The 19,508-nt window shown below is 40.5% G+C and carries 17 protein-coding genes; 12 read left to right on the top strand and 5 right to left on the bottom strand.

Features of this window, described 5'->3' with window-relative positions; genetic code table 11:
- Positions 1–5 precede the first annotated feature (5 nt).
- Entirely contained in the window at positions 6–1,109 is a 1,104-nt protein-coding gene (locus BLW16_RS14450) for a glycosyltransferase (RefSeq protein ID WP_090557837.1), read from the top strand.
- 23 nt (positions 1,110–1,132) lie between these two features.
- On the opposite strand, the gene BLW16_RS14445 is transcribed toward BLW16_RS14450, so the two are convergent.
- From BLW16_RS14445 to BLW16_RS14430, 4 genes are all read right to left on the bottom strand, one after another.
- A complete protein-coding gene (locus tag BLW16_RS14445) occupies positions 1,133–2,263 on the bottom strand; it encodes a glycosyltransferase family 4 protein (RefSeq protein WP_139298327.1) in 1,131 nt (376 codons plus the stop codon).
- A gap of 133 nt (positions 2,264–2,396) precedes the next feature.
- The gene (locus tag BLW16_RS14440; protein WP_090557833.1) at positions 2,397–3,092 is read right to left on the bottom strand and encodes an acyltransferase; all 696 of its coding nucleotides are present in this window, start codon (positions 3,090–3,092) and stop codon (positions 2,397–2,399) included.
- A complete protein-coding gene (locus tag BLW16_RS14435; RefSeq protein WP_090557831.1) occupies positions 3,082–4,425 on the bottom strand; it encodes a hypothetical protein in 1,344 nt (447 codons plus the stop codon). Before BLW16_RS14435 ends, BLW16_RS14440 begins: the two co-directional genes overlap by 11 nt.
- A gap of 41 nt (positions 4,426–4,466) precedes the next feature.
- Positions 4,467–5,414 (bottom strand): glycosyltransferase family 2 protein, encoded by a 948-nt coding sequence (locus BLW16_RS14430; RefSeq protein ID WP_090557829.1) that lies wholly within the window; start codon positions 5,412–5,414, stop codon positions 4,467–4,469.
- A 188-nt stretch (positions 5,415–5,602) separates the two neighbouring features.
- Here BLW16_RS14430 and BLW16_RS14425 point away from each other — a divergent pair, with 188 nt between their 5' ends.
- The 4 genes from BLW16_RS14425 (at position 5,603) to BLW16_RS14410 (ending at position 9,770) form a co-directional block, all read left to right on the top strand.
- Positions 5,603–6,331 carry a tyrosine-protein phosphatase gene (locus BLW16_RS14425; protein WP_090557827.1) on the top strand — a complete coding sequence of 243 codons (729 nt, stop codon included), beginning with the start codon at positions 5,603–5,605 and terminating at the stop codon, positions 6,329–6,331.
- Positions 6,332–6,770: 439 nt separating this feature from the next.
- The gene (locus BLW16_RS14420; RefSeq protein WP_090557825.1) at positions 6,771–7,439 is read left to right on the top strand and encodes a DUF6266 family protein; all 669 of its coding nucleotides are present in this window, start codon (positions 6,771–6,773) and stop codon (positions 7,437–7,439) included.
- Between the two features lie 28 nt (positions 7,440–7,467).
- The gene (locus tag BLW16_RS14415; protein WP_139298326.1) at positions 7,468–8,121 is read left to right on the top strand and encodes a DUF6266 family protein; all 654 of its coding nucleotides are present in this window, start codon (positions 7,468–7,470) and stop codon (positions 8,119–8,121) included.
- A 521-nt stretch (positions 8,122–8,642) separates the two neighbouring features.
- Positions 8,643–9,770 carry an acyltransferase family protein gene (locus BLW16_RS14410; RefSeq protein WP_090557821.1) on the top strand — a complete coding sequence of 376 codons (1,128 nt, stop codon included), beginning with the start codon at positions 8,643–8,645 and terminating at the stop codon, positions 9,768–9,770.
- A 3-nt stretch (positions 9,771–9,773) separates the two neighbouring features.
- On the opposite strand, the gene BLW16_RS24040 is transcribed toward BLW16_RS14410, so the two are convergent.
- Positions 9,774–10,808, bottom strand: coding sequence for an acyltransferase family protein (locus tag BLW16_RS24040; RefSeq protein WP_090557819.1), 1,035 nt, complete (start codon positions 10,806–10,808; stop codon positions 9,774–9,776).
- A 1,001-nt stretch (positions 10,809–11,809) separates the two neighbouring features.
- Here BLW16_RS24040 and BLW16_RS14400 point away from each other — a divergent pair.
- The 7 genes from BLW16_RS14400 (at position 11,810) to BLW16_RS14370 (ending at position 19,502) form a co-directional block, all read left to right on the top strand.
- Positions 11,810–12,613, top strand: coding sequence for a polysaccharide biosynthesis/export family protein (locus BLW16_RS14400; RefSeq protein WP_090557817.1), 804 nt, complete (start codon positions 11,810–11,812; stop codon positions 12,611–12,613).
- A gap of 16 nt (positions 12,614–12,629) precedes the next feature.
- The gene (locus BLW16_RS14395; RefSeq protein WP_090557815.1) at positions 12,630–14,972 is read left to right on the top strand and encodes a GumC family protein; all 2,343 of its coding nucleotides are present in this window, start codon (positions 12,630–12,632) and stop codon (positions 14,970–14,972) included.
- Positions 14,973–14,976: 4 nt separating this feature from the next.
- A complete protein-coding gene (locus BLW16_RS14390) occupies positions 14,977–16,257 on the top strand; it encodes a lipopolysaccharide biosynthesis protein (RefSeq protein ID WP_090557813.1) in 1,281 nt (426 codons plus the stop codon).
- A 1-nt stretch (position 16,258) separates the two neighbouring features.
- On the top strand, positions 16,259–16,855 hold the full coding sequence (locus BLW16_RS14385) for an acyltransferase (protein WP_090557811.1): 597 nt from the start codon (positions 16,259–16,261) through the stop codon (positions 16,853–16,855).
- A gap of 145 nt (positions 16,856–17,000) precedes the next feature.
- The gene (locus BLW16_RS14380; RefSeq protein WP_090557809.1) at positions 17,001–17,927 is read left to right on the top strand and encodes a hypothetical protein; all 927 of its coding nucleotides are present in this window, start codon (positions 17,001–17,003) and stop codon (positions 17,925–17,927) included.
- Between the two features lie 44 nt (positions 17,928–17,971).
- Positions 17,972–18,529, top strand: a complete 558-nt coding sequence (locus BLW16_RS14375; RefSeq protein WP_090557806.1) for an acyltransferase — start codon at positions 17,972–17,974, stop codon at positions 18,527–18,529.
- A gap of 40 nt (positions 18,530–18,569) precedes the next feature.
- Complete coding sequence (locus BLW16_RS14370) at positions 18,570–19,502, top strand: hypothetical protein (protein ID WP_139298325.1); 933 nt, start codon at positions 18,570–18,572, stop codon at positions 19,500–19,502.
- The last annotated feature ends 6 nt before the right edge of the window (positions 19,503–19,508 follow it).

The following is a 19,508-nucleotide window of genomic DNA, read 5'->3' as shown; positions in this document are numbered from 1 at the left end:
ATTGAATGCGTATTGCTGCTTTTGGTTTCCGGTCTATTCCCCCTGCCAAGGGCGCGGCCGGTGCGGATAAATTTGCTATGGAGCTGTTCCCGCGCTTAGTTGCCAGAGGACACAGTGTTGTTGCCTATAACAGACGTTACCCTGATGTTTTTGTAGACGTTAAAGAATATAAAGGTGTACAGGTAAAAACTATAAAAACAATTCCCCGCAGTGGATTTGACACCTTGCTCCACTCTTTTAAAGCCACTTTCGATATTATCTTTAACAATACTGCAGATGTAGTGCATATCCAGAATGGCGGAAATAGCATATGGGCATTACCGCTGCGTTTATTTGGTAAAAAGGTATTTATTAGTCAGGATGGGGTAGACTGGAAGCGTGATAAATGGACCTGGTATGCCAAGTTATATCTCCAGATCTCTGCTTATATTACCGCTTATTGCCCAAATGAGGTCATTTTCGATAATGTAATCGCTAAAAAACTTTTTGAAGACCGCTTCAATAAAAAATTTGCATTTATTCCTTTTGGCAGCGAGATTGCCGCCTGGCCGGAGGACAACAGCGTTCTGGAGCGGCTGAATCTGCAAAAAGGTGAATATTTCCTTTTTGTTGGCAGGTTTATTCCCGATAAAGGTTTACACTACCTGATACCCGGATTTACCGGTTCCATGAGTAAAAAGAAACTGGTTTTGATTGGCGGATCTCCAAATCCTTCTCCTTATGAGCAGCAGCTGATTGATCTTTCAAATGATAATGTCCTGTTCCCGGGATTTGTATACGGGGATGAGACCAATACCCTGATAAAAAACGCTTATTGTTATATCCAGCCATCTGATGTAGAGGGGCTGTCTCCTGTTGTACTTACCGTTATGGGATTAGGAGTGCCTCTGATTGTCAGTGATATTGAAGAGAACGAATACGCGGTACTGGAGACAGCAAGAAAGTTCAAAAAAGGGAACATAACGTCTCTGACCGAAGAAATCAATTTTGCTGAGCAGAACTACCCGGAAATGCAGAGACTTGCCGTCAGTGCCCGGGAACGTGCGCTGGGTGTCTTTAACTGGGAGAGTGTAGCCGATGAGCATGTTCGCGTTTTTAAGGAATCCTGAAGGTAACATCCCAGCTGGTTGGTCTAATGCTGGTTATATACAGCTTCCCTGAACAGGGCTAAAAGTTGTAAAGAAGACTTTAGCCATGAAAAATCCTTTAGCCGTTGCTGTCCTTTAAGGATGAGCTCTTTTCTCAAATCCTGATTTTCCAGTACAGTTTTCATTTTTAAATACATATCCTCCGTATCAAAGGGGTTAAAGCAGATCACTGCATTTCCTCCGACCTCGGGTAAGGCAGTATTATCGGCTACAATGACAGGGATCTGGTATTTGAATGCCTCTAATATAGGGATACCAAATCCTTCATTTACTGAGGGGAAGACATACATCAGTGCATTCATATAGAAAGTTGCCAGTTCGCTATCCGTCAGATAACCAGTGATAACGACCTCCTGTTCAAGGCCAGTAAGTTTTATGGCATCAAGGATAGCGCTGAAATCGTTGCTGCTTTTATTTGCAGAAGACGGACCTGCAAGTACAAGTTTAACTGAACTATTAGTGTTGTCTTTTAATTGTTTGAAGGCGTGGATCAATGCAGGTATATTCTTCCTCTTAAACATAGAACCCACATGGAGAATATAATTTGAGGGCTGGAGATTGTACTTAGCTATGATCCCTTCCTGCGCAGCCAGGCCGATGCTCTTTGGCCCTTCGTAAATTACTTTAAGCTTTGCCAATGGAATCCCTGTGTATTTATGGATTTGTTGCTGGGCATAAACAGTAGGTGTAACGATGAAAGCTGCTTTTTTAGCGGCGGGGATGGCTGTCAGGTGGTATAACTTTAGCCAAAGTTTACCATAGTGCTCTGGGTTTTCAAAGAAAAAAGCATCATGAAAAACAGGAATGGTCTGATAGCCCAGTTGAATAAGCGGGACAAAATTATCGGTACAAAACAGGATATCACAGTTGTTAAAATAGGCTTTCAGCGGAAGTGAAACCTGCTTCCAAAACTGGTAACTAAAATGTTCAAAGTATTTGCCGAATTTGCCCCTTCGTGTATAAACGGGTAAAGAGGTGTCCAGGAATCGAAAACAGCAGTTTTCATCACTCAATTCCCTGAATGCTTTGCACAATTCTTCAAGATAAGTTTTTGTGCCCGTTTGGGCTACTCTCAAGTCCCGTATATCTACACCAATTGTTAATTTCTTTTTCATGTATCCATTGCGGCAGGAAACCAATTCATCTGGACCAGCAGTCACAATATCATTCTTTTTAACAAAGATATAATTAGCAGGCAAATATTAACAACAGTTGAGGCCGAAACAGGCGGATAAACTACTTTAATACTTATTCAATCCTGCTTTTGATTATTTTGGCGGGAATTCCTGCGGCGACGGAGTTTTCCGGGATAGATTTGCTGACCACGCTGCCAGCGGCGATCACACATCCGTTGCCTATAACTACCCCGTCCAGAACAGTAACCCCTGCACCTATCCAGCAGTTGTCACCGATCAGGACTCCTTCCCTGGTCACCCCCTGGGCTTTAATAGTCCTGCTCAGGTCTGCATAGTTATGATTTTCAGAAAATATCTTTACGTCGGGGCCAATGATAACTTCATTTCCAATCCGTATCCCACCCTGACCTGACAGATAGGCCCGGGCATTTATTCCTGTTCCGTTTCCTATGGTTATTCCTGTCCCTTTCTGTGCAATCACCCCCGTACAGATTAATATGGAGTCTCTGGCTATCGAGACATGATCACCCAGGGTAATGCCATTTTCTGAGAGGGCATTGATATATACATTATCTTCAAGAATAGTGTTTTTACCGGTACTCAACTGGTAGGCATGGCTGATCTTTACACGGGTTCCGATAAAAAGGATCCCTGAAGATTTTTTAAGAAAGGGTCGTAGAAAGATACCCCTGATGAGCTGAAGCATACGTCTGCTGGTGACTGTAGTCAGGTCTCTTGCTGTATAATTGCTTTCCCATTTGTAATCCGGATCACGCTTAAGTTTCCGGATGATTTTTTCAATGAGCATAACTTACCTCCTGGTTCTTTTTATATTGCATGACGATGCTGATGAACAATCCTGAGAAAAACCAGTTCATGTAAGAAATATATGATGATGATTCTACCTCTGACGTCAGCAAAGGTATGAATAAAGCTATTTTGAATAACAATAAAAACATGCAGACCTTTCGTTCCCTGCCTCTCAGCATGGGCAGCCATCGCAGGCTGGTTCTGATGAGGGAAATATATGCTGTCATGTAACAGAGCAATACCAGTACCCCTGCCTGTACACCAATGATGATATATTGATTTTCACCCCCTGTTGTGTCTCCAAGGGAACCGCCAACCCGCCCTGAGGTGCCCAATCCAAGTCCGAATGGATTGCTGACCATGGAATCAATCCCCTGAATCCATTCTACTACGTGGCCTATGCTGGAAGGGTTGCTGAAGTTTAGGGTGTTAATCACTACTTCGGCTATTCCGCTGGCCTTATCTTCAAAACTGCTGATGATCCAGATAAAATAAAGCGCAACAGCGGCGAAGCCTAAATGAATGGTATGGGTAATATATTTTTTTTTGGTAAGTAATGCATAAATATAGATCACCAGGAAATAGCTGACAAACGGCGCCCTCGAAATAGCGAAGGTAATACAGGCAAAACTGGCTGCCAGTGCAAGTATCCCGGTAAGATCAGGTTTGAATTTATTGTCATCCTTCGTATATAAGGCCCCGATAACAGCAAGGGCAATCAGCGTGGCCCCTGCATTTTCAAGTGGGTTTGCAAAGAAACTGGCAAATCTTTTAAATCCCCCTTCCGATTCAAACGTCCAGCTAAGGCCGTAACTTCCGCTGGGTTCAAAATTAAAAAAGTAATAACTGTACTCTGCGTAACCTGTGATGGTCTGTAAGTGCTGGTTGAAAAGTACTTCCAGGCAAATCACGGCACCCGCGGCAATGGTAAGCAGCATGATATAATTGAAGTACTTGGTAATATAGATTTTGGTGGGGTCTGAAAAGCGCCCGGCAAAATAAACGATCACAAAAAACGAGGTGCTTTTTAGCGCAATTAACCGGTTTACCAGGCTTTGTTCTCCTATCGGAAGAAATGCGTATACCGTAGTATAAATCAAAAAGAAAAGTATCAGGTAATCGATCAGATGAAAACGGGGCTTTTTTCTGAGGCTAAAAAGATTGATAATGAGTACGGTGAAGATAATTCCCTCCTTGAAAAACTGGAACACCGGGACAATGTCCCTCAGTCCGATCATGAAGGCTACCGACATCGCTGTCGAATACATAGAGAGCCCGAAAATGATAAACAGGAGGAAGCTATGGGTATTTCCCCTAATGATCTCTTTCATCGAAATAACGAAAGAAAATAAAAAAATCAATGGGAAGATAATCATGTGACGCTATGTTTGATCTGTCCGGATTCGGGCCAGACTACCTTTCCCGGTGTGAAAAACCCATCTTTCAATCCATTAAATAAAAATCCTGCCTTTTTTTTCCTGCCTCTGATTAAAAAATAAGAAAGGACTGCCAGGTAATACGGCAGGTAATAGATCAGCATAGCGGGGTAAAAAAGAGGATCACCAAATTTCCTTAAAAACCAGATCCTGTTTCTGCTTACGTAGTAGTGAATAACGGGACTTAACGTACCTTCTTTCTCCCCTGTAGCCAATTGGCCGGAGGCACCGGCTTCATGATATATCTTTAAATGAGGAAGGTAGTGTAACTCGTGCCCTGCAGACCTGATCCTGAAAGATAATTCCACATCTTCATCGTACAAAAAGAATTGTTTATTGAATAAACCTACTTTTTCCAATACTTCATTCCTCACAAGGACGCAGCAGCCGGTCAGCCAGCTCGCTTTTCTGAATTCAATTGTTTTGGCGTAAGTTTTTTTGCTTGAATATACTTTTCCAATCAACTTATTGTAGCCACCCTTTCCATTCCAGATCCTGGTCTTATCGTGCATCCAGTAAATTGATGGCTGTACTGCCGCCGCTATAGGGTGGTGCTGCAAATGCAGGATTAGCCCCCCGATGATGTCTTCATCTATTTCGGTGTCATTGTTCATGATCAGCGAATACGTGTAACCTTTACTGATGCTGTATCGTATCGCCCTGTTATTTCCCTCGGCAAATCCTAAATTCTCTTTGTTATCAATAAAAGTAAGCTGAGGGAACTGAGACTGCAGTTTTGCCAACGACCCATCTGTAGATCCGTTGTCAGCCACAATGATATCAAAAGTACTGGTATCACCATACCTGAGTAAGGAAGAAATGCAATTTGAAGTATGAACCGGGGTATTCCAGTTTAACAGTATTACAGCAACAGGTTTTTGCATATTTTGCTGCTAAGTTCCATAAAAACTATGAAAGGGGCAAATGGTGTTGTCGTTAATACATATATTTAGGGCAATCATCAGGTATAAGGTATCGTGTAATTTGAGTGGTTGTTTTTACGTTCTTACAGTACTCATCGTGTAATAGGAGATGATAGGAAATCAGGGTTTTTACTAAATTTAATGTATCGATGTTCTCGTTTTTTAAAAAGGAAAATAAAGTTAGTGATATAGAATGGCTGGGTGTTGATATCCATTCTCATCTTCTGCCGGGAATAGATGATGGCTCAAAAAGTATGGAGCAGTCTGTGAATTATATTCATCAGCTTCAGGAGCTGGGCTTTTCCAAACTTATCTGTACGCCTCATATTTACAGCGACGTTTATCCCAACACCCCGGAAACTATTTTGCCGGTATTGTCATCGGTTGTTGCAAGTGTCGCGGAAGCAGGATTGGAGATAGAATTAGGTGCTGCTGCGGAATATATGGCTGAGAGCGACTTCCTGGCAGTGGAGGGGTTACTCACGCTCAAGGGAAATTATATCCTGATTGAGATGTCATATCTTACAGAGACACCTAATATCGATCAGATCATTTTCGACCTGCAGATTAAAGGATACCGTGTGATACTGGCTCACCCTGAAAGATATGGGTTTTATCATAAACAAAGCGAACGTTACAGGAGGATCAAAGATTCAGGTTGTTATTTACAGTTAAACCTGCTTTCTGTGCTGGGATACTATGGTAAGGGTGTGCAGGCAATAGCTGAATCCCTGCTACAGGATAAACTTTATGATTTCGCCGGAACTGACCTGCACCATGACAAACATTTATCGATGCTGTCTTCAGCTGTTAGAAATGGTACGCTCTTTAAAAAAATAGGGAAATATGAATTCGGGAACAAAGAGATTTTCAGTTAGCTGAATGAACTTTCCGGACCAGAGACTGAATGTCACTGTTCCCTCAAATGTACCAGCCCCGGTTTGATAATCAATCTTCACACTTGACAGGATACCAATAGATCACTGTTTGTCTTTACGAAATTTATAATTGGTTTCTATAGCTATTCAGATGAGATCTATGACGATCTTAAAACGAGTTTAAATCGGGGTTCGAACGACAATTTCCCGTTAGAAACTCTTCTGAAACGCGATTCAAACCCGTTCCAAACCCCTCTTAAATTACACAGAAATATCATGTATTTCCCGGCGGACTATTGTTAGCGGAAAAATCTTGTCACAGTTTGCAGCTATAAGTGCATTATTGTGTCAGCAAAAAACTTTTATTTAACTATTGCATTGTATTTGAAATATATTTATCTTGTATTCAAAGATTAACTATGTAATAAATCCTAACCACATGGCAACCGCAAACATTAACTCATTTGATGGCTTTATAGGCAGACTGGGTGATACAGTTACTTATATAAGACTTGGTAAAGTTGTAAAACGTAAAATAGGCAAGAGTACCAAACCGGCTACTGAACTTCAGCTTAAATACAGGCAGAAGGTAAAAGTAGCAAACAAGCTGATTGAGCCGGTTCGGGAATTTATCAAAGTAGGCTTTGAAGCCGGGGCAAAGCTTGCCAGAAAAACTCCGCATGATCTGATGCTGTCATACACGCTTCTGAACGCGGTGAAAGGTGAATATCCAAACCAGGAAATAGACTTTACCAAAGTCCTGTTCAGCCAGGGTAAAATGCAGGCCACTTCAGACCTGAAAGCGGAACAGAATGATGATGGATTGAAATTTACATGGAATACCACCCTGATCCCAAATCAGTTTCGTGCAGATGACCAGGTCATGATCCTTGTTTATTTTCCGGAACTGCAAAGTGCAGATTTTGTCATCTATGCCGGAAACAGGGGCAGCGGAAAGGCGCAGTTCTCCATACTCAAAAATAACAAACCCACTGTAATGGAAACTCACATAACTTTTATATCTTCTGATCATAAAAGAGTTTCTGACAGCGCTTATACCGGGCAGTTTATTTTGCCCGCGAGTGATAGGGCACGTGTAAGTTTTTAGTCTATTATTCACCAGATAAATTTGAGCTATGGCACACTATAGGCCGGGGGCCGCCGGAGAATTTAATGGCAGGGTAGGGCAGACGGTCATGTGCAGGTGGCGGCACCTGAAGATCGGCCGGTCCAGGCCCCGTAAGACTGCTAAAAAACCTAATGTCAATCAACTTAAGCAACGGTCCCGTCTGGGGTTAATCTCAAGGTTTTTGAGTCCGTTCAGTAAAGTTGTAGCGGTTGGTTTTTACTCTCGGAGAAGTAAGATGACCGGAATGAATACCGCAGTAAAAAGTAATATTCATCTGGCGGTGGTGGGTTCGTATCCTGAGCTTACAATAGATGAATCCCAGGTTCAGTTGAGTAAAGGATCTTTAGATCATGTGTACGATCCGTATCTGTTAAAAAAAGAGGATGGTATGATTTCCGTTGAATGGATAAACCCATCCCGCCTGAAATTAGGTGTGGAGGAAAACGATAGTGTTCATCTGTGTTTCTTCAGCTCAGCGCTGCGCCGCAGACAAATGAAATATCTTGATTGCATTGCAATTCGCAGGGATGGCCGTGTCGATGTAACGCCGGACTTAAGTGTTTTCAGGGGAATTGTTCATGGATGGATGTTCCTGGTCTCTTCGGACGGGAAGAGGGTATCTGATTCGAAATATCTGGGGCATGTTGAGGTTGGTGCTTAGTTCATCCGCCTTGCCTTAGATCTTCTTCTTATATGCACTCTCGCCTGACAGTTATTACATTTGTACCGTTTGACATCCCTCCAAAAAAGCAAATATTTTACGAAGGGATCTCTCGGGACTCTCCTGTCAAGATATCCGATTTCGCAGAGGGGGCATTTCCAATACTTCTTTTCAGGATATATCCACTTAATTTCTGACTCTGAGGACATTGCTAATTGGGGTTTAATTAATCTTTCACAGTTTTTTGTAATGCATCCCTATATCCAATACGATCTGACATACCCATAATTGGCCCGGCTAGATTAAAAATATAGCAACTGCTTTTCTTATTCTTAAACTATTATACAAAAGTACAATAAGTTTTGACTCAAAGAGCTATAAAGTGTAAATACAAGTCTCTTGGAAATTAATTTTTTTATTGAAATAAATTTTATGCGGTAAAATTTGTTTAAATAATTTGAGATAATCTTTTCCAAGATATTGATTTAAAATTGTAGATTAGGGCGATTAATTGGTCTTATATGTTAGCTCAGTCCGCAAAAAGTTTAAAGGGTGTTTCCAGTATTGTCTTAGATTTGTTACGTTTGTCTTGTTCGCTCGTAGTATTATTTGCTCATAGTCAGGCGGTTTGGTTTCCGGAGCATATGAATGATCTTTTGCCAAGCCATTTGTCGCATGGCTCCGTAGTTATATTTTTTGTACTTTCGGGATACGTAATTGCTTATACAACTTCGAGCGGTCACAGGTCTGCCTATCAATATACACTCGCGCGCCTTACGCGGTTATGCTCTGTTTATTTTCCTGCGATTGCGGTTACTATCCTTTGTGCGCTTGCGGCACATTCAATAAACCCTGAAGTTTATGCGCAGCATGATAGGGGAAATAATTTGTTCCGGTACCTGATAACTTTGGTTTATTGTAATGAAATATGGTTTTTATCTTCGGCACCGCTGATCAATGGCCCGGTTTGGTCTTTAGGATATGAATTTTGGTACTATGTATTATTTGGAGTGTGTTTCTATCGGTTTAAGGGATGGAAAGGATGGATTATCCCCTTCCTGGTCGCTGCATTTATAGGGCCTAAAATCTTAGCGATGATGCTGATCTGGGTAATGGGTTGGGCTGCTTTCCATTTGAAAAAACCTTTGTTAAGAATAGATGTCTCCTGGATTCTGGTGACCCTGCTCATGTTAATCGCTATTGTGTTGATGGTAGTACTGCCGGGCATGCCTCATGAAGTTGGAACTCCGCGTTTGTTCTGGGGCGCAGCATATATCACAGACTGGATTGTCGGAGTTTTTGTTGCTGTAGGAATATGGCTGATGCCAACAGATATTGAGCCAAGGTTAAAAGATACTAAAGCGTTGAAAAACGTACGGATGATAGCGAACCTGACATTCCCGATTTATGTACTTCATTACCCACTCCTTGTATTGGCCAGATGTACTTTGCCGGTTACTTTAAGCCGGGGAATGCAGTGGACTGTAGGCGGATCGGTAACCTTACTGATTTGCATTTTGCTGGGCCTGTCATTTGAATCTTATAAAAATAGCTGGAAAGAGTTCTTCGATTGGTTATTGAGTACTGCGCTGCGTTTTATAAAATACAGTAAATACCAGTTATCTAAAGCGAATCCCGGTAATGTATAGTGTCTAATTAGCAACCAATATCCCCAGCCTGATTTTCTTTATCAAATTGATCAGCAATATACAGGCACTGCAAATAAATACCGTGGATATCAGTGGTAATACAATAGAAGCTCCCGGGAACTGCACCGAAAACCCTACTCTCTTTACCAAACTGCTTAGGATAATTATAATAAGCGGGTTTAAGCAAAAGATGCCCAGGGTATAATTTGCCAGGGCCTGAATAGATTTGCCTACGTGTGGCGGAATGTTTTCGTATGTTAATTTTGACTGCATCGAACTTAGTAAAACAAGTGAGGTAATAAAGACGCCTGGAAGCATATAGATATTTTCAAGAGGTGGATGCAGATAATAGATTTCAATGAGGATTAATAGGGGAGAAATAACTACTACTGCGACTGGTAACGAAAATCTGAAAATGTTTCTATGCGCATACAGTATGCCCAGAATTACATACGGCATCCAATAAAAAAAAGGCCTGTAACTAAGCTTTCCAATGATTCCGATTTGAAACCAGTGTGAGTAGGTAATAAAGCCATAGAATAGAATTGATAATATATATATAATTGGTACAAATCTCTCGAACCTGAGCGCAATCCGGCGGATAATGCTAAATAACAGGAGCAGTTGGAATAAAATTATAAAATAATATTGACCAGACCATCCGTAGCCCGTCAGGTGCTTGCTGATGATGGCGGCCAGACTTAATTGTTTGAAGTTGGCTATTAGCAGAAAGTAAACCGATGACCAAAACATAAAAGGAATAAGTAATTTATAGAAGCGGGCGAGCGAATTGCCTGCGCCTTTTTTTATGGTCGTTTTTTCCATAAAGTATGCCCATATAAATAGGAATACCGGTACACAGAATCTAAATGCATTCTTAAAAAAATCCAGGTTTTCTGGGTCAAAATCGAGGTTTGAAGGGCTAAACGGAAACAAATGAGATCCATGGATGAATACTACTGCTAGTATTGATATTGTTTTTAGAATGTCTGCAGATGCGCTTCGTTGACTCAAATCTTTAAGTACGGGGATGGTCATATGTGTAGTACGATATTAATTCCGGAAATTACGCTATTAAGTTACATAAATATCTTTTGGGTTTGTGGTGTATATAAAAAAGAAATCAGCCTTAAGATCAATAATTCTTCCATAATACATCTGATAAACAAATTTATAATTGTCAGTACGGCGAATTAATGCCGCATTTGACTCAAATGGGGTTTAACGCTAATTTTTTTTCTGCTTGTTTTTTTTGGAATGTTTAATGCGCGGATAGTGTCGTATATATGAATAGATATTCAGATAACCTTAAAAAAATAGAAAAAGAAAATGAATAAAAAAGGGCTTTTTATCTATTATTAACCTATTTTTAGGGGTGCTTATTTGTATAAATATGTATATTGCACTTGTCGTATTATGTACACTAAGATGTTATTTATGCAACGTATAACTGGCATTATATTTGTTTTTTAATTATAAGTTACTTTTAGATAAAATCACTCATAGAGCATAATTAAAAGAGTGAAAAATGATTTTGAATGCCGATTTTCTAAATTTTTTATAGAAAATCAAATTTTATGTAACATATTTGATGCAATAATATAGGAAACATTGCGTTTTCAATTTGTAGGCTATTAAAAAGAGAATGATAAAAACACTGTTTGATGTATTCGATGCTATTTAAGATATTTAACGTTAATATAATCAAATAATAATATGTATATGGTGCTTACGTTTGATTATACTATGTCAAAATATCTTATCTTAGTAGAATATAAAATTTTATAATAATTGTGCTGTTAAGAAGCTTGATTTCAATTTTACTTAAGAAATTATATTGATGTTCTCTTTTTTTGGAAGAAAAAATATTGTTAGTTTTCGATACCATGTTCATGCGTGGTATAACATGTCCGACCCTTCTGACCGGGTGACTCCGGATCATTCCGTAACTTTTCTGAAATCCTTTACGGCTGTCAGTTTTTCATTTTTAAAAATGGATTTCCCGGCCAACCTGAAGTATAAATCAATCCAGCTTTTCTATGTCTAAAATTTACAAAAACAATAACCTCATTTTATTAGTCCTCATCCTCGGCGCATGCCTGGTTTCATCATGTGGAAGTACACCTAATGTTGTTTATTTATCAAATCTGGATTCGCTGAATCTGAAGTATACACAGATCCCCAAAGCCGCTTTTAAACAGCCTCTTATTCAGGTCGACGATATTTTAACGATTTCTATTCAGACACAGGACGTGACAGATCCTTCTGCTTTTAACCAAACTTCTCAGGGTACCACCGGAGGCAGTAGTACCGGCGCAGACCAGGGTGCCGCAATAAGCGGGTTTTTGGTGGATGAGGAAGGAAATGTTGAAATCCCTATAATCGGCGCTGTTAAAGTGGCTGACCTGACCACCAACCAGGCGAAAAATCTGATTAAAACAAGAGCATCAAAATTTTATAAAGACCCAACTGTACAGGTTCGTTTTGCGAACTACAAAATAACTGTGCTCGGGGAAGTGGCGAAGCCCTCTTCCTATATCGTACCAAATGAGAAAGTAACAATTTTTGATGCAATCTCATTAGCTGGTGATTTAACCATCGCAGGAAAGAGAAACAATGTAATGCTGATGAGGGATAATGGCGATAAAAAGGATATCGTCAGACTGGATCTAACGAATTCTGAAATTGTAGCATCTCCTTATTATTATTTAAGGCAAAACGATGTGATATACGTCGCCCCATCAAAAGCCAAAATTGGGGCCAGTAACGCACCAAGAACTCAGTTGATTACAGTTGCGATCGCGATAGCAACACTAATCATCACTATCGTAACCAGATTTTAAGACTTTAACAAATAACATGAGTAATTCTATACCTCCTCAAGAAGACATCTTCGTAGAAAAGAACCAGGTCGATTTTAAATTGCTTGCCGCTAAAATGCTCAGGAACTGGTACTGGTTTCTGCTATCAATAGTAGTGTTTATGTCAGTATCTTATATTTACCTGAGATACACCACCCCGATCTTTAGAACTACTGCAAAAATCCTGATCAAAAGCGACCAGAATCAGTCTTCCGGTGAGGACGCAATGGCGAAGGCCCTTAACAGCCAGTTCAGTACTTCCAGCAATGTTGAAGGAGAGGTAGAGATATTTAAGACAAGGCACTTGATGGAACAAGTGGTAAGAAATACAAAGGCATATATCGGCTACTTCCATAAAGGAAAGATCCTGACGGTTGATCTTTATAAACACAGCCCGATACTCTTAACCTTATTAGATTCTCCGGATAGTATAAAACCTGTAAGCCTGGAAGTGAATTTTAGCGGCAGTAAAGTAAGACTGCATAATGAGAGATATGATAAGCTGGTAAATTTCTACGAACCCTTTATTGTTCCCGGACTCGGCCGCGTACAAATAGAGAAACAATCAGATCAGTTTGATAAGAAAGACACCTATATAGTTAATGTTGTCACGATAAAAAGTACTGTCTCTTATTTGTTGAGTAAACTGGAGGTGTCTATACCAATAAAGCAGGTTGACATGATCTACCTGAGTTTTACAGATCCGGTGTCTGATTTTTCCGAAAACGTTCTGAATAAACTTATAAAGGCATATACGGATGGAAATCTATTGGATAAAAACCAAATTGCCGACAGTACAATTTCCTTCATTGACAACAGGCTGCTCTACGTGGGCAAGGAGCTGGGCAATGTTGAGGGAAATGTTCAGACCTTTAAGCAGAGAAATAAGCTGGCTGACCTGACAGCACAGTCAAGTTTGCTTGTAAATTCTACTGCCGATTATTTGGAGCAGCGGGCAAAGGCTGAAACACAGCTGAGTATTATCGGTTCAGTTGAAAAGTACCTGGAAGATTCCGGCACAAACCAGAGACTGGTGCCAAGTGGCGGTTTACTGGATGACCCGAATTTTGCTGATCTTGTGGCAAGGTATAACGGCATTGTTCTGGAAAAGGAAAAGAGAAGCATAGGGCAAACCGAAGATAACCCTTACATGCAAAATCTCAATAATCAGATTGCACTGGCAAGAGCTGATATGCTGTCAAGTTTGAAAGGTATGAAGAGGGCATTAACGATTTCCCTGGAAAAAATTGACGCCCGCTCTAATATGCTGGCCGGAAAAGTTAATGAGGTGCCGGTTGTGGAAAGGGGCTTTTTAGACTTGTCAAGACAGCAACAGATTAAACAGGAATTATATGTTTTCTTATTGCAAAAAAGGGAAGAAACAGCGATATCAAAGACTTCGAATACGTCAAATTGTAAAATCATTGAACCGCCTGCTTCGGTTGGCCCGATCAGTCCTATCAGAACAAACATTCTGGGATATGGATTCCTTGTAGGCCTGCTGATCCCTTTTGCAAGCATCTTCGTGGCAGACAGGTTAAATAATAAAATCAATTCCAAAGAACAGGTTACGAATAATACACAAGTCTCCATAATTGGTGAAATCGGCAAGAGTGCGAATATCCTTGATACAATAGTTGTTGATCAGGGCTCCAGGACTCCGATTTCAGAACAGTTCAGGGCATTGAGAACAAATCTGGCATTTTTCCTGAATGAAAATGAGAAAACTATATTGCTGACATCAAGCATGTCAGGAGAAGGTAAATCGTTTATTGCGATCAATCTGGCAACTGTTCTCGCGATATCAGGCAAAAAAGTGGTAATAATGGAAATGGACTTGCGGAAACCGAACCTTTCCAATAAACTGAGGATGAAGAATGACTTTGGGTTCACGAATTACATCGTTTCTCCTGATGTCGCACCTGCTGATATTATTAAGCCTTCAGGAACCCACGAAAATCTCTTTATCATTAACTCAGGAAATATACCGCCAAACCCGACAGAGATCATTCTGAATAAGCGAATGGATGTGTTAATAAAGTACCTGGACGAAAATTTTGACAATATCATTATTGACGCCCCTCCAATTGGAATGGTGACTGATGCTCAGCTGCTGAGTAAATATAGTGATCTGACGCTATATGTGGTCCGCCAGGGATTCACTTTCAAAGAACAACTGGAAATTCCTCAGGAGATCTATGTGAACAAGAAAATGCATAACATCGCCATTCTGATGAATGACGTTAAAAGCGAAGGCCGTTATGGCTATGGCTATGGATACGGTTATGGCCTGGAGCAGGATGACAAAAAAGGGTTTTTCGCCAGAATATTTAAAAAATAATTAGATGAGTTTAATAAACAGGGTATATGCCAATCCGAAATATTCAAAACTTTTTGAATGGGGTAGGGTGATTTCTATAGCCGGATCTGCTCAAATTCTGGTTCAGGCGACTGGCTTATTGACCGGAATTCTGATTATTAGAATGTTGCCTACCAAAGAGTATGCCTTTTATACTTTAGCTAATACGATGCTGTCCACGATGACGGTACTGGCCGATGGCGGTATCAGTGCCGGTGTAATGGCCCAGGGTGGAAAAGTCTGGAAAGATAAAAAACAGCTTGGCCTGGTTTTATCTACAGGACTCGATCTGCGCAGAAAGTTTGCTGTTTTTAGTTTGCTTGTGGCTGTGCCGATTTTAATCTACCTTTTGCTACATCAGGGGGCAACGGTATGGGTGATTTTACTGATCATAGCTACACTGATCCCTTCTTTTTATGCTGCGCTATCGGATTCACTCCTGGAGATCGTTCCGAAGCTGCATCAGGATATTCGTCCGCTGCAGGCCAACCAGGTGATGGTAAACCTTTTCAGGATGTTCCTTTCTACACTTTCGATTTTCTTCCCCTTTACCTTTATTATCCTGCTGGCCAATGGAATTCCCCGGATGTACGGGAATATGAAGCTGCAAAAGATTGTCTCGAAATTTGCCGAAAGTAACCAGCCGCCAGACGCGGGTTACAGGAAGAACATCATCGAGATCGTTAAAAAGATGATGCCGGGCTCTATCTATTACTGTATTTCAGGGCAGATAACTATATGGCTGATTTCTTTTTTTGGTACTACGGAATCTATTGCCAAGATCGGCGCTCTGGGAAGACTGTCGATGGTATTATCAATATTTACGGTGCTTTTTGGAACATTAATTACCCCTCGTTTTGCCCGCCTTCCGGATAACAGGACAAGCCTGTTGAGTAAATTTATAACGATACAGGTGGTGATGGTTATTCTCTGTACAACGATTTGTGGAATCGTATACCTTTTCCCTCAGCCTGCATTGTGGATCCTGGGACAGAAATTTCAGGGGCTGGAAGTGGAACTTACGTTAAGTATCCTGGCAAGTTGCCTGGCCTTAATGAGCGGGGTGTTTTTTAGTCTTTCCTCCTCAAGAGGCTGGCCTACTCACCCGGCTGTACTCATTATAGGAAACATTATATTTGTCGTTACCGGTGCTTTTCTCTTCAATGTAAGTACCCTGAAAGGCGCGCTCTGGTTCAATATCTTTATTAACCTTTATCCTGTCACCATTCATAGTCTTAATTTTTATTATAAAACATTTAAAAAGTAATATGGGCTCGAGTACAGCAGAAAATAGAAGTACAATTACACGAATTTCATTCCGGATAAGGGTGATGCTCGATCAATTCTCCAAAAAGAGCAGGGTAACCTGGTTAAAAATGCAGGGTTTGCAGATCGGGAAGAATAATGAAATTGGAAAAATACTCGTGCAGATACCTGAACAGGTAATTATAGGTAATGACTGTGTGCTGGAAGATCATGTGAGACTAAGAACCGGAGGTGCATGGAAACAATCAATCATTGAAATCGGGGATAACAATTTTATAGGTCATTCTACCCAGATCAACGTTGGAAACCACTTTAAAATTGGCAGAGACTGTATGATCGCACCTTTGTGCGTTTTTAGTGACGCACATCATGAGTTCGATGATCTGAACATTCCGATGAAACAGCAGGGATGTATATATAATAAGATTGAAGTCAGGGATGACGTGTGGATCGGGTCCGGCAGTGTGATCCTGGGGGGCGTAACTATAGGTACCGGAGTGGTTATTGCTGCCGGTGCTGTGGTGAATAAAAGTATTCCTGATTATGAGATCTGGGGCGGTGTGCCGGCAAAGAAGATCAAATCAAGAGTGAAAGAATGATAATCATACCCAACATTTCTGACCATAAATAATTAGCTGAAAAAATATAAAAATTATAATGAAACCACCACGAGCATACCGCTCACAAATAGCAATCAAAATGATCGTGGTAACTTCATGACCTTTAAAAAAAAATTAATTACTGATGAAAATCTTAACTACTCTAGCTGAAAAGCATTACTTTATAGGTCTGGCCGCATTGGTAAATTCGGTAGTAAAGAACGGCCCTTATGTTGATAAAATTATTGTAGGGTACCGGGGAACTTTACCATCATGGCTTCCTGAACTTAAAAGTTCAGACCGTGGAAAATCTGCTATTCTGAACTGCGGTATTGAATTGGAATTCATTGAAATTGTTGGCGACCTTCATATGGTCCATGAAAAACCTAAATGGTTTTTGTACCTGACAGAGGTGCTGGAACCAACAGCGCAGGAGTATTTCTTTTTTGACTCAGACATTATTATTATCAACCGGATGAGCTTTTTCGGTGAGTGGGTAAGTGAAGGCATCGGACTTTGTGAAGATGTAAATTATGATATGAGTGCCACCAACCCTATCAGAAGAAAGTGGGCAAGGTTTGCCGAGGAAGATGGTTATACCGTAAATAAAAGCCTCGAACGCTATTATAACAGCGGCTTCCTGTCCTGGACGCGTGATACTGCCGAATTTATAAAAGACTGGGATAAAAGTTTTGCTACCCTGGCCAAGCACAGTGGTGATATGAAGAAAATGAGGGTTTATGACAGAACATATCCCGTATTCAGTACAAATCAGGATTCACTGAATTTAGCTGCAATGATTACCAATGTGCCTATATCCAGCATTGGTCCCGAGGCAATGGGTTTCCAATATGGACTCGCGCTGATGTTGCATCCTATGGGTGTTAAACCCTGGAAGATGAAATATTTGAGCTCTTTTATTGGCGGTGTGCCGCCAAGAACCTCTGATCTTCCTTTCTGGGAAAATGTAAATACTCCTGAACTGAAACCTTATAGTGATGGCGTAGTACGCTATAAATCGATTCTGATTAGAATACTTCGCTTATTCGGCAGGTTTTACAGAAGAAGTTAATAACAATTAGGAAGTAGGTGCTGAACTTAAACTGATCAACCCATATGAAAAAGTCTATCCCCTTACGTATTCGATTTAAGTATCATAAGATAAAAGAATCTCTGAGGATCAGCTATTATAAAAAATTAGGCCTTAAAGCCGGCTCTGGACTTAAACTGGGGAAAATTAGATGTAAATGGCCTAATAACGTTCTTTTTGGCAGCAATTGTGAGATTGAAGATGGTGTATTATTTAAAACTGTTGCTCCCTGGTCTGGCGATAACATGATTCAGCTTGGTAACGATGTCTTTGTAGGGGCTGACTGCCAGTTTAATGCCTGTGCAAAGATCATTATTGGTAATGATTGTCTCATTGCGAGTAATACAACTTTTGTGGATACCAGTCATGATAACGTAGCAGGAATACCAATTAATAAACAGGCCTGTACTTTTGAAACCATAACGCTGGAAGATGATGTTTGGATCGGTACCCGTTGTGCAGTCCTTAAAGGGGTGACCATAGGTAAAGGAAGTATTGTTGGTGCCGGCTCGATTGTTAATAAATCGATTCCTGAGGGGCAGATTTGGGCAGGAGTTCCTGCTAAGTTTATACGAAACCGTTAATGAAAGCTTTGCTGTTCATTATTTTTATTTAAAGATGATTATGCCAGGATTAAGTCTAAAAGAAGTTGTTGTAACCCTATACGAAAATCATTACCATTTCGGTGTTGCCGCACTGATCAACTCGTTAAGCAGCAACAATTTTGATGGGTTGGTACTGGTGGGTTACAGGGGCAATTTACCGTCATGGGTAGCCGGGTTAGGTAGGGCTGATGCTGAATCCTGTTACCAGGTGGGCACTTTAAAAGTAAAATTTGAACCGGTAAGTACACAGATGCATTTTGGATATTATAAGCCTGTTTATATGAATGAGGTATTTAATACTTACCCCGCTGTAGAACAGGTTTATTATTTCGATCCTGATATCGTTATCAATGCACCATGGAGGTTTTTTCGCGACTGGGCAAATACAGGAATTTCTTTATGTATGGATCTGTCTTTTCCTTTTGTACATGTTAACCATCCATGGAGAAACGACTGGAGAAAATTATCAGGAATGGAAGAACAATATTTTAATCCGGTTGAATATTATGTAAACAGCGGGTTTATAGGCATAAAAAAGGATGATCGCGTACTGCTGGAGAGGTGGATCGATCTTACAGATAAATATAAGCAGGGAGACGGGGATCTCTCGCAATTTGAAAAGGATGGTACCCGGTCATTTAAAGGGGATCAGGACCTGTTAAATGCAGCCATAACTGTGTCATCTGATCTGGTATTCAGTATCATCGGTCAGGAGGGTATGGGCTTTTCACAGCCGGCCTATTTAATGACCCACGCAATTGATTCAGTAAAGCCATGGAAAAAGAAATTTGTTAAGCAATTACTGTTAAAGGGTAAAAAGCCTAATCTGTTTGAAAAAAACTATTTCAAATACTGTAATGCACCGATCAGTGTGTATTCAAAAAATGAAATGAGCTTTAAAAAGCTTGATCTGAAGCTGTCTGCTGCTTTGGGAAGATTTATAGGTACGTAAAAAGAA

The sequence above is a fragment of the Pedobacter hartonius genome (genome assembly GCF_900107535.1).
Classification (GTDB): domain Bacteria; phylum Bacteroidota; class Bacteroidia; order Sphingobacteriales; family Sphingobacteriaceae; genus Pedobacter; species Pedobacter hartonius.
The sequence above is the reverse complement of the archived record's forward strand: the minus strand, read 5'-3'. Positions and strand labels throughout refer to the sequence as shown.

What these genes read in the sequence shown, in the direction of transcription:
- BLW16_RS14450 (WP_090557837.1), top strand. Translation starts at nt 6, where the DNA reads ATGCGTATTGCTGCTTTTGGTTTCCGGTCTATTCCCCCTGCCAAGGGC.
- BLW16_RS14445 (WP_139298327.1), bottom strand. Translation starts at nt 2,263, where the DNA reads ATGAAAAAGAAATTAACAATTGGTGTAGATATACGGGACTTGAGAGTA.
- BLW16_RS14440 (WP_090557833.1), bottom strand. Translation starts at nt 3,092, where the DNA reads ATGCTCATTGAAAAAATCATCCGGAAACTTAAGCGTGATCCGGATTAC.
- BLW16_RS14435 (WP_090557831.1), bottom strand. Translation starts at nt 4,425, where the DNA reads ATGAAAGAGATCATTAGGGGAAATACCCATAGCTTCCTCCTGTTTATC.
- BLW16_RS14430 (WP_090557829.1), bottom strand. Translation starts at nt 5,414, where the DNA reads ATGCAAAAACCTGTTGCTGTAATACTGTTAAACTGGAATACCCCGGTT.
- BLW16_RS14425 (WP_090557827.1), top strand. Translation starts at nt 5,603, where the DNA reads ATGTTCTCGTTTTTTAAAAAGGAAAATAAAGTTAGTGATATAGAATGG.
- BLW16_RS14420 (WP_090557825.1), top strand. Translation starts at nt 6,771, where the DNA reads ATGGCAACCGCAAACATTAACTCATTTGATGGCTTTATAGGCAGACTG.
- BLW16_RS14415 (WP_139298326.1), top strand. Translation starts at nt 7,468, where the DNA reads ATGGCACACTATAGGCCGGGGGCCGCCGGAGAATTTAATGGCAGGGTA.
- BLW16_RS14410 (WP_090557821.1), top strand. Translation starts at nt 8,643, where the DNA reads ATGTTAGCTCAGTCCGCAAAAAGTTTAAAGGGTGTTTCCAGTATTGTC.
- BLW16_RS24040 (WP_090557819.1), bottom strand. Translation starts at nt 10,808, where the DNA reads ATGACCATCCCCGTACTTAAAGATTTGAGTCAACGAAGCGCATCTGCA.
- BLW16_RS14400 (WP_090557817.1), top strand. Translation starts at nt 11,810, where the DNA reads ATGTCTAAAATTTACAAAAACAATAACCTCATTTTATTAGTCCTCATC.
- BLW16_RS14395 (WP_090557815.1), top strand. Translation starts at nt 12,630, where the DNA reads ATGAGTAATTCTATACCTCCTCAAGAAGACATCTTCGTAGAAAAGAAC.
- BLW16_RS14390 (WP_090557813.1), top strand. Translation starts at nt 14,977, where the DNA reads ATGAGTTTAATAAACAGGGTATATGCCAATCCGAAATATTCAAAACTT.
- BLW16_RS14385 (WP_090557811.1), top strand. Translation starts at nt 16,259, where the DNA reads ATGGGCTCGAGTACAGCAGAAAATAGAAGTACAATTACACGAATTTCA.
- BLW16_RS14380 (WP_090557809.1), top strand. Translation starts at nt 17,001, where the DNA reads ATGAAAATCTTAACTACTCTAGCTGAAAAGCATTACTTTATAGGTCTG.
- BLW16_RS14375 (WP_090557806.1), top strand. Translation starts at nt 17,972, where the DNA reads ATGAAAAAGTCTATCCCCTTACGTATTCGATTTAAGTATCATAAGATA.
- BLW16_RS14370 (WP_139298325.1), top strand. Translation starts at nt 18,570, where the DNA reads ATGCCAGGATTAAGTCTAAAAGAAGTTGTTGTAACCCTATACGAAAAT.